Origin of the sequence: Sagittula sp. MA-2, assembly GCF_030126985.1 — a bacterium.
Classification (GTDB): domain Bacteria; phylum Pseudomonadota; class Alphaproteobacteria; order Rhodobacterales; family Rhodobacteraceae; genus Sagittula.
In genome coordinates, this window is sequence record NZ_CP126152.1 from 35,002 (window position 1) to 47,930 (window position 12,929).

At 69.5% G+C, this 12,929-nt stretch carries 12 protein-coding genes; 7 read left to right on the forward strand and 5 right to left on the reverse strand.

Features of this window, described 5'->3' with window-relative positions; translation table 11 throughout:
• Window positions 1-59: 59 nt before the first annotated feature.
• From QNI11_RS27350 to QNI11_RS27370, 5 genes are read left to right on the forward strand one after another with little or no spacing between them, the layout of a single operon-like run.
• Complete coding sequence (locus tag QNI11_RS27350; protein ID WP_283984162.1) at window positions 60-1,034, forward strand: ABC transporter permease; 975 nt, start codon at window positions 60-62, stop codon at window positions 1,032-1,034.
• Window positions 1,034-1,990: an ABC transporter permease gene (locus QNI11_RS27355; protein WP_283984102.1), complete on the forward strand. Its 957-nt coding sequence runs from the start codon at window positions 1,034-1,036 to the stop codon at window positions 1,988-1,990. The genes QNI11_RS27350 and QNI11_RS27355 overlap by 1 nt, the downstream gene beginning before the upstream one ends.
• Window positions 1,987-2,955: an ABC transporter ATP-binding protein gene (locus tag QNI11_RS27360; protein WP_283984103.1), complete on the forward strand. Its 969-nt coding sequence runs from the start codon at window positions 1,987-1,989 to the stop codon at window positions 2,953-2,955. The genes QNI11_RS27355 and QNI11_RS27360 overlap by 4 nt, the downstream gene beginning before the upstream one ends.
• Window positions 2,952-3,962 carry an ABC transporter ATP-binding protein gene (locus QNI11_RS27365; RefSeq protein ID WP_283984104.1) on the forward strand — a complete coding sequence of 337 codons (1,011 nt, stop codon included), beginning with the start codon at window positions 2,952-2,954 and terminating at the stop codon, window positions 3,960-3,962. Before QNI11_RS27360 ends, QNI11_RS27365 begins: the two co-directional genes overlap by 4 nt.
• Window positions 3,959-5,434: a carboxypeptidase M32 gene (locus QNI11_RS27370; RefSeq protein ID WP_283984105.1), complete on the forward strand. Its 1,476-nt coding sequence runs from the start codon at window positions 3,959-3,961 to the stop codon at window positions 5,432-5,434. The genes QNI11_RS27365 and QNI11_RS27370 overlap by 4 nt, the downstream gene beginning before the upstream one ends.
• A 13-nt stretch (window positions 5,435-5,447) precedes the next feature.
• Here the strand turns inward: QNI11_RS27370 and QNI11_RS27375 are convergent, their stop codons facing one another.
• From QNI11_RS27375 to QNI11_RS27395, 5 genes are all read right to left on the reverse strand, one after another.
• Entirely contained in the window at window positions 5,448-6,377 is a 930-nt protein-coding gene (locus tag QNI11_RS27375; protein WP_283984106.1) for an SMP-30/gluconolactonase/LRE family protein, read from the reverse strand.
• Window positions 6,374-7,315: an ABC transporter permease gene (locus QNI11_RS27380; RefSeq protein WP_283984107.1), complete on the reverse strand. Its 942-nt coding sequence runs from the start codon at window positions 7,313-7,315 to the stop codon at window positions 6,374-6,376. Before QNI11_RS27380 ends, QNI11_RS27375 begins: the two co-directional genes overlap by 4 nt.
• Window positions 7,312-8,235 (reverse strand): ABC transporter permease, encoded by a 924-nt coding sequence (locus tag QNI11_RS27385; RefSeq protein ID WP_283984108.1) that lies wholly within the window; start codon window positions 8,233-8,235, stop codon window positions 7,312-7,314. The genes QNI11_RS27380 and QNI11_RS27385 overlap by 4 nt, the downstream gene beginning before the upstream one ends.
• Entirely contained in the window at window positions 8,235-9,647 is a 1,413-nt protein-coding gene (locus QNI11_RS27390) for a sugar ABC transporter ATP-binding protein (protein ID WP_283984109.1), read from the reverse strand. Before QNI11_RS27390 ends, QNI11_RS27385 begins: the two co-directional genes overlap by 1 nt.
• A gap of 79 nt (window positions 9,648-9,726) precedes the next feature.
• Window positions 9,727-10,746 (reverse strand): ABC transporter substrate-binding protein, encoded by a 1,020-nt coding sequence (locus QNI11_RS27395; RefSeq protein WP_100931652.1) that lies wholly within the window; start codon window positions 10,744-10,746, stop codon window positions 9,727-9,729.
• A gap of 240 nt (window positions 10,747-10,986) precedes the next feature.
• On the opposite strand from QNI11_RS27395, the gene QNI11_RS27400 reads away from it, so the two are divergent.
• Together QNI11_RS27400 and QNI11_RS27405 are read left to right on the forward strand one after the other, a co-directional pair.
• Entirely contained in the window at window positions 10,987-12,153 is a 1,167-nt protein-coding gene (locus QNI11_RS27400) for a GAF domain-containing sensor histidine kinase (RefSeq protein ID WP_100931651.1), read from the forward strand.
• Window positions 12,150-12,872 carry a response regulator transcription factor gene (locus QNI11_RS27405; RefSeq protein WP_100931650.1) on the forward strand — a complete coding sequence of 241 codons (723 nt, stop codon included), beginning with the start codon at window positions 12,150-12,152 and terminating at the stop codon, window positions 12,870-12,872. Before QNI11_RS27400 ends, QNI11_RS27405 begins: the two co-directional genes overlap by 4 nt.
• Window positions 12,873-12,929 lie beyond the last annotated feature (57 nt).

Genomic DNA, 12,929 nt, shown 5'->3' on the forward strand with positions numbered 1-12,929 from the left:
CCGGACCGGCGCCGCTGCCACTCGCGGCGCCGGTCCTCTCTCCGCCAGAAAGGAACCCGATGCTCGGATACCTCGTCCAACGGCTGGCGCAGGCAGTGATCGTGGTCTTTGCCATGTCGATCATCGTCTTCGTGGGCGTCTACGCCATCGGCAACCCGATCGACGTGCTGATCGACCCGGGCGCCACGCAGGAAATCCGCGCCAAGCTGATCGCCCAGTACGGGCTGGATCAGCCGCTCTGGCGGCAGTACCTGACCTTCCTCGGCAATGTCGCGCAGGGCGACATGGGCACGTCGATGGTCTACAACATCCCCGTCGTCGACCTCGTGTTCTCGCGCCTTCCCGCGACGCTGGAACTGGTCTTCGTCTCGGTCTGCATCGCGACCTTCATCGGCATTCCCGCCGGGCTTTACGCCGGCTACCGCCCCGACAGCGTGGCCGCCAAGGCGATCATGGCGCTCTCGGTGCTGGGCTTTTCGGTGCCGACCTTCTGGATCGGGATGCTGCTCATCATGACCTTCGCGGTCAACCTCGGCATCCTGCCCTCCGGCGGCCGCGGCGACGTGGGCAGCTTCCTCGGCATCCCGACTTCGCTGGCCACCGCCGACGGCTGGAGCCATGTCATCATGCCCGCGCTGAACCTCTCGCTGTTCAAGATGGGCCTGATGATCCGCCTCACCCGCGCCGGCATGGTGGAGGCGATGCGCACCGATTACGTCCGCTTCGCCCGCGCCCAGGGGCTGACCGACCGGCAGATCATCTTCTCCCACGTGCTGCGCAACATCTCGATCCCGATCGTCACGGTCTTTGGCCTCGAACTCGGCTCCACCCTCGCCTTCGCCGTGGTGACCGAGAGCGTCTTCACCTGGCCCGGCGTGGGCAAGCTGATCATCGACTCGATCCTGCAACTCGACCGGCCGGTGATGGTCACCTACCTCGTGCTGGTGGTGATCCTCTTCGTGCTCATCAACCTGACCGTTGACCTGATCTATGCGCGGCTCGATCCCCGCGTCCGCCTGAAAGGGGGCGCATGATGGCCGGCACCACCGCAGAGCGCGATACCCTCACACCCGAAGGCAACGTGGCGGCCACCCCAGCCGCTGCCCCCCTCGCCACGCGCGCCTCGCGCCTGCGCGACTTCTGGTCGGACTTCCGCCGCTCGCCCGTCGCGGTGATCTCGCTGGTGATCATCGTCCTCCTGGCGGTCCTCAGCTTCGGCGCGCCCTGGGTCACACCGCAGAACCCCTACGACATGGCGGCGCTCGACTGGATGGACGCCTTCCTGCGCCCCGGCACCGAAGGCTCGGGCGGCTACGTGCACATCCTCGGCACCGACAACGCGGGCCGCGACATGCTGTCGGCGATCCTCTACGGGCTGCGCACCTCCTTCGTGATCGGCCTCAGCGCCGGGGCGCTGGCCCTGTTGGTGGGCATCACCGTCGGACTGACGGCGGCCTATTTCGGCGGGCGTCTGGAAAGCCTGCTGATGCGGATCGTCGACCTGCAACTGTCGATGCCCGCGATCCTGCTGGCGCTGGTGCTGGTGGCGATGCTGGGACAGGGCGTGGCCCAGATCATCCTCGCGCTTGTCGTCGCGCAATACGCCTACTTCGCCCGGACCGCCCACGGCGCGGCCACCGTGGAACGCGGCAAGGACTACATCGAGGCCGCCCGCTCCACCCCCCTGCCCGCCCGCCGCGTGCTGTTCCGCCACCTCCTGCCGAACGTGCTGCCGCCGCTGATCGTCGTCGCCACCGTGCAGGTCGCCTCCGCCATCGCGCTGGAGGCCACGCTCAGCTTCCTCGGCGTGGGCCTGCCGCTGACCGAGCCCTCGCTCGGCTCGCTGATCTCGAACGGGTTCAAGTACATCCACACGGACCGCACATGGCTGTCCATCTATCCGGGGATCTTCCTGATGATCACTGTCGTCGCCATCAACCTCGTCGGAGACCAGGTGCGCCACGTCCTCGACCCGAGGAACCAGCGATGACCGCCGCGCTGGCCGTCCGGGGCCTGACCACCCGGTTCGACACGCGCAAGGGCCCGGTGACGGCGGTGAACGACGTGAGCTTCTCGGTCGAGCCGGGCCGCATCATGGGCCTCGTCGGCGAAAGCGGATCGGGAAAAAGCGTCACGGGCTTCTCCGTCCTGGGCTTGATCGACGCGCCGGGGCAGATCACCGATGGCGAGGTGCTGGTGGACGGCACCGACCTGCGCAAGCTCTCGCCCGATGCGCTGCGCCGGATGCGGGGCAAGCATGTCGCCATGGTCTTCCAGGACCCGATGATGACGCTGAACCCGGTGCTGCGCGTGGGCGACCAGATGGCCATGGCCGTGCGCGTGCACGACCGCGTGTCAAAGGCTGCCGCGTGGGACCGTGCCCGGCAGGCGCTGGAAACCGTGGGCATCCCCTCCCCCGCCGAACGCCTGCGCGCATATCCGCACCAGCTTTCGGGCGGGATGCGCCAGCGCGTCGCCATCGCCACCGCGCTGCTGCACGGCCCTTCGGTCATCATCGCCGATGAACCCACCACCGCGCTCGACGTCTCCATCCAGGGGCAGATCCTGGCAGAGGTGCGCCGGCTCGCCGACGAGACCGGCACCGCCATCGTCTGGGTCACGCACGACCTTGCCGTGGTGTCCTCGCTCGCCGACGACATCTGCGTGATGTACGCGGGCCGGATCGTCGAGAGCGGCAGCGCCGAAGAGGTCCTCTCGCGCCCGCGCCACCCCTACACCCGCGGGCTGATCGAAAGCGTGCCCTCGCTGCACGAACCCGGCCAGCCGCTGCCGCAGATCCCCGGCGCCACGCCGCAGCTGGTGAACCTGCCTACGGGCTGCGCCTTCCGCCCGCGCTGCCCCCGTGCCACCGCCGCCTGCGCGACAGAACCGCCCCGGTCCGGCGACACCCACTTCGCCCTGTGCCACCACCCGCTGACGGAGGGCATCGCATGAGCCTGCTCACCATCTCCGGCGCGTCCAAGCGCTTCAGCCGCACGCCCGGCCTGATCGAACGCTTCGCCGACCGGCTGACCGGGCAGGACAGCTCGGCCACCGTGCACGCCCTGTCGGACATCGACCTGACCGTGGAACGCGGCGAGGTGCTGGGCCTCGTCGGTGAATCCGGCTGCGGCAAGTCCACGCTGGGGCGGCTGGTCTCCGGCATCTACGCCCCCTCGGACGGCGCGATCCGGCTCGACGGCGAACCCGTCGCCACATGGCGGCGCGGCACGGTGAAAAAGACCACGACCCGCGTGCAGATGATCCACCAGGACCCCTTCGCCAGCCTCGACCCGCGGATGCGGGTGGGCGAGACGATCTCCGAAGGGCCGCGCCTGCACGGCATCTGGACCGCGTCCGAGGCCCCTGCCCGCGTGCGCGCCCTTCTGGAACAGGTGGGGCTGGAAGGCGCCTATGCCGACCGGCTGCCGCACCAGTTCTCCGGCGGACAGCGGCAGCGAATCGCCATCGCCCGCGCCCTCGCCATGGAGCCGGACCTCCTCGTGCTGGACGAGGCCGTCGCCTCCCTCGACGTGTCGATCCAGGCGCAGGTGCTCAACCTCTTCATGGACCTGCGCAAGCGCATGGACCTGACAGCGATCTTCATCAGCCACGACCTGTCCGTCGTCCGCCACGTCTGCGACCGGGTGGCGATCATGTACCTCGGCCGCGTGGTGGAGCTGGCCCCCGCCGCCGACCTCTACGCCGCGCCGCAGCACCCCTACACGAAGGCGCTTCTCGCCTCCGTCCCGACGCTCGGCACGGGCCGCGCCGATTTCCAGCCGATCAAGGGGGAAATCCCCTCGCCGCTTTCGCCGCCCTCCGGCTGCGCCTTCCACCCGCGCTGCCCTTTCGCCGGGCCGCGCTGCAAGGCGGAGGTGCCGCGCCTCGGCAAGACACCCACCGGGCAGGTGGCCTGTCACCTCAACGATGGCGGCACCGGACAGGAGGCCGCGGCATGACCGCTTTCGCCACCCGGGTCGGCCGGATCAACGACCTCCTGTGCAGCGTCAACCTCCTGCAGTGGGACGCCCGCGTGACCATGCCTTCGGGCGGGGCGGGGACGCGCGGCCAGCAGATCGCCACGCTCAAGGGCCTCGCGCGCGAGATGATCCTCGACCCCGCCATGCGCGACGCCGCCGAGGCCGCGCTGCTGGATGCCGCAACCGAAGCCGACCGCCGTGCCGCGCAGGCCGTGCTGGACGCCCGCGACTTTCACGCCGCGATCCCGGCCCGGCTGCTGCAGGCGCAGGCGGAACAGGGCGCGCCCGCCGGAAAGGCATGGGCGGAGGCGCGGCGCACCGCGGACTTCGCGCTCTTCCGGCCCTACCTCGAACAGGCGGTCGACCTTGCCCGCGAACAGGCAGAGGCGCTGGGGTACGAAGATCACCCCTATGACGCCATGGCCGACCTCTACGAGCCCGGGGAAACCGCCGCCTCGCTCGCCGCGCTCTTCGATACCCTGCGCGCCGGCATCCTGCCGCTGCTCGACACGGTCCGGGGCCGCCCCGCCCCGCGCCGCGACTTCCTGTTCCGCAGCTTCGACGTGGCCACCCAGCAACGGGTCTGCCACGGCTTCGCCGAAACCATGGGCTACGACTTCGACCGCGGCAGGCTCGACACCACCGTGCATCCGTTCGAGGTCAGCATGACCCGGAACGACGTGCGCATCACCTCGCGCTGGCGGCCCGACTACCTGCCCATGGCGCTTTTCGGGACGCTGCACGAAACCGGCCACGCGCTCTACGAACAGGGCATCGACCCGGCCTTTACCCGCGGCGTGCACGCCACCGACCTGCGGCTGCTCTACGCCGTGGGCGGCACCTCCTTCGGGATGCACGAAAGCCAGTCGCGGCTGATCGAGAACCACGTGGGCCGCTCTGCCGCCTTCTGGGACCGGCACTTCGGCACCCTGCGCGACGCCTTCCCCGATCAGCTCGGCGACGTGACGGTCGAGGCGTGGCTGGCCGCGATCCGCCACGCCCAGCCCGGCCTGACGCGCGTCGAATCGGACGAACTGACCTACGACCTGCACATCATGCTCCGCGTCCGGATCGAGATGGCGCTGATGGACGGCTCGCTGAAGGCCGCCGACGTGCCGGAGGCCTGGAACACCGCCATGCGCGAGGATCTTGGGCTGGAGGTGCCGGACGACGGCGCGGGCTGCCTGCAGGACGTGCACTGGTCCTCGGGCTATTTCGGGTCCTTCCCGACCTACACCATCGGCAATGTCACCGCCGCGACGCTCTTTGCGCAGATCCGGGCGGACGACACCGTGGGGCCCGCGCTCGACCGCGCCGACTACGGCCCGCTGCGCGCCGCACTGGCCGACCGGGTCTGGCGGCACGGGCGGTCGCGCACGCGGGCAGAGATGACGGGCGGCCCGACCGATCCCTCGGCCTACCTCGCGCATCTGGGGGACAGGTACGCCTGACCCCCTGCCCGTCTCAGGACAGCCGGCCCCGCGTCCAGGGTTCGGCCCCCGCCGCGTCGACGAAGATGCGGTAGACCGTGCTGGTGGCGGTGATGAACAACCGCCGCCCGTCCGAGCCGCCGAAACACAGGTTCGAGACCACCTCTGGCACGAGGATCTTGCCCAGAAGCGTGCCGTCCGGCGCAAAGCAATGCACCCCGTCCGCCGCCGAGGACCACAGGTTGCCCGAGGTGTCGCAGCGGATGCCGTCCGGCAGCCCGGTGTCGATGGTCGCAAACACCCCCCGGTCGGTCAGCCTGCCGCCCTCCACCGCGAACTGCCGGATCACCGGCGCCACGCGGTCGTCATGGCTCGACCCGCTTTCGGCGATGTAAAGCGTGCGCTCGTCGGGCGAAAAGCACAGACCGTTCGGCTGCGTGAAGTCCGACACCGCCACCGTCAGCGCGCCCTCAGGCGACAGCCGGTAGACGTTGCGCGCCGCCTGCTCCGGCTCCGCCCGGTAGCCCTCGAAGTCCGAGATGATGCCGTAGGTCGGATCGGTGAACCACACCGTGCCGTCGCTGCCCACCACCACGTCGTTCGGCGAGTTCAGCCGCCTGCCCTCGAAGCTGTCCGCCAGCACCGTCAGGGTGCCGTCATGCTCGGTGCGCACCACGTCGCGCGCGCCGTGACGGCAGCCGATCAGCCGCCCCTGCCGGTCGCGCGTGTTGCCGTTGTTGAAGCCGCTCTCGCCCCGGTACAGCGTCACGCCCGTGGCCTCGGACCACATCATGATCCGCCGCGACGGGATGTCGGAGAACAGCAGGCAGTCGCGGTCCCCGAACCACACCGGCCCTTCGGTCCAGGTGAAGCCCTCGGCGATCTTCTCCAGCTTGCCCATCGGGTGCACGAGCCCCCGGAACCGGTCGTCCAGGGTTTCGATATGCGGGGGAAAGGTGATCATGGGCGGGTCCTCCGGGCACTGGCGGCAATGACGATGGCAATGATGATGGCGCCGGTCATGACGTTGCGCACGCCCGCCCCCGCGCCGTAACTGTTGAGCATCGAGACAACAAGGAACATGAAGAGCGCGGCCCCGAGGACACCCGGCACGTTGGAATTGCCCCCGGCGATGGAGCTGCCGCCGATCACCACCACGGCGATGGACATCAGCAGGTATTCCGCCCCCATGTTCAGCGCCGCACCGCCGGAAAAGCTCGACAGCAGGTAGCCCGCCAGCGCGGCAAAGACCGCGACGGCCAGGTAGGTCGCCGCCCGGACCGCCTGTACCGGCACGCCCGCCAGCCGCGCCGCGCGCAGGTTCTGGCCCGACGCCAGAAGCCACCGGCCCCAGACCGACCGTTCAAGCAGCACCCATGTGACCACGGCCAGCAGCAGCGCCACCCAGGCCACGTTCGGCACGCCCAGCAGGCGCCCGGTGGCAAAGTCGGCCAGCCCCTCGGGCGGCTTGATGCGCAGGCCCCGGTTCGACCAGATGGCGAGCGACTGGTAGATCAGCGAGGCGGCAAGCGTGGCGATGATCGGCGGCAGCCGCAGCAGGAAGATCAGCGCAAAATTCGCAAGCCCCACGCCAAGGCCCGTGGCCAGCGCCACCGCCAGACCCAGCCACGCGGTGCCCGGATCGCTGCCCATCACCTTCAGCGCCAGCGTGCCCGCCAGCGTCATGGTGGCCGGGATCGACAGGTCGACGTTGCCCGGCCCCAGCGTGATGACCAGCATCTGCCCCAGCCCCACGATGGCGGCGAAGGCACCAAAGCTCATGGCGGCATAGGCCAGTTCCCCTGCCCCGCGGCCCGAGGTCAGGCCCAGCGTCGCGGCAAAGGCCAGTGCGGCCGCCAGCCACGCCCAAAGCCACGGTTTCACGTTCATGTTCAGGTTCATGCCGCAGCCCCCCGCCGCGAGAACAGCAGCCGTGCGGTCAGGACAAGGATCAGGATCGCGCCCTGCGCGCCGATCTGCCAGTCCGGCGACAGCCGCAGGAAGGACAGGAAGGAGGCCGCAAGCGTCAGCGTCAGCGCACCGATCACCGCGCCCACCGGGCTCACCTTGCCGCCGATGAACTCGCCGCCGCCCAGGATCACGCCCGCGATGCTCAAAAGGGTGTAGCGCAGCGCGATATTGGCATCGGCGGAGGTCGTCAGCCCGACCAGTGCCATGCCGGCAAGCACGCCGAACAGCCCGGCAAGCCCGTAGGCCGTGGCCTTCAGCAGGGTGACGTTCCACCCGGCCCGGGCGACCGACCGGGCGTTGCCGCCAAGCCCGCGCAGCACCGTGCCAAGGCCGGAGCGCATGACCATCAGATGCGTCACGACAGCGATCAGGATGGCGGCCACCACGGCCATGGGCATCAGCGGCGGCTTCACCGTCATCAGCGTCCTCAGCCAGCCCGGCGCGGCCCCGCCCGGCGTCGGCAGGATGAACAGCGCCAGCCCGCCCCAGACAAAGGACATGCCCAGCGTCACCACGATGGCGGGCAGTTCCAGCACGTGGATCACCGCCCCCATCGCCGCATAGGACAGCACCAGCAACAGGAGGATCAGCACCCCGGTCAGCGGCGCGTCGTTCAGCCATGTGGCGGTCACGCAGGCCACGAGGCTCACGAAGGCGCCAAGGCTCAGGTCGATGTCGTTCACCATGATGATCATCATCTGCGCGATGGTCGCCAGCGCGATCGGCACCGCCAGGTTGAACAGCAGGTTCAGGCCGAAGTAGCTCATCGCCCTCGGCTGCATCCAGAAGGTCAGCGCCAGCAGCACGGCCAGCGACACGACCGGCAACAGGATCCGGTAACGCTGTGGCATCAGGACGCCTCCTGCATTTCGAAGGACGCCTCGAGGATGCGCTCCTCGGTGATCTGGTCGCCGGTCAGCTCGGCGCTGATCCGTCCATCACGGAAGACGAAGACGCGGTCGCACTGGCAGACCTCTTCGGTCTCGGTCGAATACCACAGGAAGGTGCGGCCCTTCGCGGCCTCGGCGCGGATCATGGCATAGACGTCCTGCTTCGTGCCCACGTCGACCCCGCGCATGGGATCATCCATCACCACCACCTCCGCGTCGGAGGCCAGCGCACGGGCGAACAGCACCTTCTGCTGGTTGCCGCCCGACAGCGACAGGATCGGGTTCGTCAGGTCGTCGGTACGGATGCCGATGCGCCGCTGCCAGTCCTCCGCCAGCGCGCGTTCGGCGCTGCGGTTCACCAGCCCCCGCCGCGCGTCGCGCTGCAGCACGGAAATCGAGATGTTGCGCAGGATCGACCACAAGGGCAGCACGCCGTCGCGCGCCCGGTCGCCCGCGACGAACACGGCCTTCGAGGCCCGGCCCGCCCGCCAGTCCGAGGACTGCGACAGGTACAGCCGCGCCAGCGCCGCCGCCTGCCCGTGCCCCGCGAGGCCCGACAGCCCCACGACCTCGCCGCGGCGCGCTTCCAACCCCTCGGGCGTGCGGATCACCACATCGCCCGGCGCCGACCGCGCCGCCTGCTGGGCGACCGCCTCTGTGGCGACGTGGCCCATGGCATCCACCAGCCCGGCGCGCGTGAATTCCGCCGCGGGCCTGTCCGCCACGACACGGCCGTCCTTCAGCACGACGATGCGGCTCGCCACGGCAAAGATCTCGCCCAGCATGTGGCTGATGAAGATCACCGCCCCGCCCGCCGCGCAGAAGCCCTTCACGTGGTCCAGCAACTGCCGCGCGATGCCCTCGTCCAGCGACGAGGTCGGCTCGTCCAGGATCACCAGCCGCGCCTCACCGCCGCGCGGGGCAAAGCCGATGGCGATCTCCACCATCTGCCGCTCCGCGATGCTCAGCCGGTCGACCTCCGCGTCGGCGTCGATGCCATGGCCGGGAAACACCCTGTCGAGGCTGGCGAGGATCTCCGCCCGCGCCTGCCGCCGCCACGCGAGGCCCTTCAGGCCGGGATGCGACACCCGCAGGTTCTCCGCCACCGTCAGGTTCGGACAGAGCGACAGCTCCTGAAAGACCGATCGGACGCCCTCCGTCCCGGACGGAAACGCCACCTCGCCGGAACTCGGCCCGAAGGTGCCGTTGATCAGGTTCACCAGCGTCGACTTACCCGCGCCGTTGTGCCCCACGAGCCCGAGGCAATCCCCCGGACCGACCCGCAGGCTGACCCCGTCGAGGGCCCGCACCGGGCCGAAATGTTTCGCCGCCTGCGTCAGCGCGACGACAGGCGTATGGTCTTGGTCGGTCATCCGGTCCCCATGTCAGGACGTGCCGGGAAACGCGCCCCGCCCCCGCCGGACGGTGGTGCGGGGCGCGCATGCCCTTACGTCACTTTGCTTCGGAAATCACCGCCTGCGCGTCTTCCAGCGTGTAGCTGACGTTCGCCACAGAACCCTCGGGCGTGGTTTCCAGCGCGCTGTCCAGATCGTCCTGCGTGATCTTCAGGAACGGCACGGTCAGGTCCTTCGGCACCTCTTCGCCCGCAAGGATCTGCTGCGCCACCCAGAACGCCAGCGAGGCGACACCGGGCGCGATCGACAGCGACAGCGTCTCGTAGCCGTTGGCGTCGCGCTGCTCGGCCCACCACTTCAGCTCGTCCTGGCGGTTGCCCAGCACGATCAGCGGCGTATCGCGGCCCGCGGCCTCGAAGGCCTGCGCCGCACCATACCCGTCGCCGCCCTGGGTCACGACGCCCACGATCTCGGGCAGCGAGGGCAGGATACCCGCAACCGCCTTCTGCGCCACGTCCTGCGCCCAGTCCCCATGAACCGAACCGACGATCTCGAACTGGTCGTGTTCCGCCACACCTTCGTGGATGCCCTTGGAAATCTCGTCATCGACGAAGACACCGGCCAGGCCGCGGATCTCCAGCAGGTTGCCGCCGTCGGGCAGACGGCCGGCGAGGTAGTCGACCTCTTCCTTGCCCATCGCCGCGAAATCCACCGCGATCCGCCAGGCGCAGGGCTCCGTCACGATCCCGTCGAAGCTGACCACGATCAGCCCGGCACCGCAGGCCTCGGCAACAGCGCCGTTCAGGGCGGTCGGCGAGGCGGCGTTCAGCACGATGGCGTCATAGCCCTGCAGGATCATGTTCTGGATCTGCGCGGCCTGCTCGGTGGCCTGGTTCTCGGATGTGGTGAAGGCATCCGCCGCCGCCACCACGCCATCGGCCACGGCGGCCTCGGCTGTCTCCTCGAAGGTCTGCAGCATGGCCTGCCGCCACGAGTTGCCCGCGTAGTTGTTGGACAGCGCGATGCGCTTGTCCGAAGTGTCCGCCAGATGGCTTTCCGCATGTGCCGCGCCAGCCAGTAGGGCCAGCGTCGCCGCGCCCGTCAGAAACGTCTTCATGAATTTTCCTCCCTGTGCGTGTGCCGCACTACCTTTGACCGCCCGGTTCTCTCCACCCGGCCGGCGAGGGGAATGGTGGCCATACCCACCGCCGCTGTAAAGGCTGTCGCCCGCAGACCTGTTGCGGGAACCCGCAACGAACTTGCGGGTTCGGGTGTTCCATTTCCCCCGCAACGGGGGCAGACTTGCGGAACCGCGCAAGGCAGCGCCATTAAGCGCCGCGCGGACAAGGGAGGACACATGGCCGACACCCTCGGCGAACCGCGCACCGGCGTGGCGCTGCTCGACATCGCGCGGCGGCTCACCGGCGTGACGGACATCACCGGCGCGCTCGGGGCCGTGGCCGGTGACATCGCCGCGCTGATCCCCTTCACGCATTGCGACATCTGCCTGCTGGACCGCCCCGGTTGGGTGGTCAGCCACGAGGTCGGCATCCGCACCCGCTGGTCGCGCGCCTCTGGCCGGATCGACCACGCGCCGATCCGCGACCTGCTGCTCGGCCAGTGCGAGGTCATGCTGACGGAGGACGCCACGCAGGACCCGCGCTACACCTTCCCCGGCGCCACCTGCGAGCCGATCCTGAACCACAAGCTGCGCGCCCGGGTGAACGTGCTGATGCGCGTCCGCGGCGAGATCATCGGCACGCTGAACCTCTCCCATTCGACCCGCGGGCTCTATGATGCGCAGACGGTCGCGCTGGCGCAGCAGATCGCCGACGTGCTCTCGCCGTGGTTCCACATCCTGCACCGCTCGGACCGGGCGCGGCGCCTGCCCCGCTCCGCCACCGGCGACGAGGGGCTGCGCCGCGGCGCGCTGGAACTGACCCGCGCGCTCGAGGCAGAGCGCCAGCGCGTCGGCATGGACCTGCACGACCAGACGCTGGCCGACCTGTCCCGCCTCCTGCGCGAGGCGACCGGTGACCGCCCCCTGCCCCGCGACGTGCTCGCCTCACGCCTCCGGCAGACAATCGACGACCTGCGCCGGATCATCGACACCGCCGTGCCCACGCTGCTGGAACTGTTCGGGTTTGCCCACGCCGTCCGCGTGCACCTGGAACGCGCTTCGGGCGAATCCGGGGCGCAACTTGAGGTTGACGACCTGACGGACGGGGTGCCGGACGCGCTCGACCCCACGGTGCGCACCGCGCTGTTCCACATCACGCAGGAAGCCATCAACAACGCAACACGCCACGCCGGGGCCAGCCGGATCTCCGTGACGGTCGAGCATCCGGCCCCTGCCCTGCTGACAATCACCGTGCGCGACGACGGCTGCGGCATTCCCGCCGCGCCCGCCCGCCAGTCGGGCCTCATGCACATGCGCACCCGGGCGCGGCTGATCTCGGCCGGGCTGGATATCGAGGCCGATCACGGCACCGTCGTCCGCGTCACGCTGAGGACCGGGCCATGAGGGTTCTGCTTGTCGAGGACGACCAGTTCCACGCTTCCTACATGGAAGACGTGCTGGCCGAGACCCTCCCCGAAGTGACCGAGATCTTCCACGCGGTGAACGGCGAAGAGGCCGAGCACGAGGCCCGCGCCCTGGCCATCGACGCCGTGGTCATGGACCTGCGCATGTCCCGCCGCAACGGGATCGAGGCGGCCCGCACCCTCTGGACCGAACGGCCCGAGACCCGCATCCTGTTCTGGTCGAACTACGCGGACGAGGCCTACCTGCGCGGCATCGCCGCCATCGTGCCGGAGGACAGCGCCTACGGCTACCTGCTGAAGACCGCCCCCCGCGACCGGCTGAAGCTGGCCCTGCGCGCCGTGCTGGTCGAGGGCCAGATCATGGTCGACCGGGAAATCCATCGGCTGCAACGCCGCGCCGCCTCTCCCCGGAACACGCTCGACGACAGCGAGTTCGCGGTGCTGCTGGACCTCGCTATCGGCCTTCAGGACCGCATCATCGCCGAACGGCGCGGCATGTCCCTGCGCACCGTGCAGAACCGCCTTCTGTCGCTTTACGAAAAGCTCGGCGTGGACGACGAGGCCTCCGACGACATGCCGCTGAACAAGCGGGTACGGGCGCTGAACCGTGCGCTGGTGACACGAACCCTCAACATCGAGACGCTGGAAACCGCACAGCGGGATTTCGAACGCTGGCAACAGGGGCGCGACCGCCGCTGACATAGGGCACAGGTGGCGCCATGGAAATTGTCAGCTGACAATTCAGCCCGAGGCGCG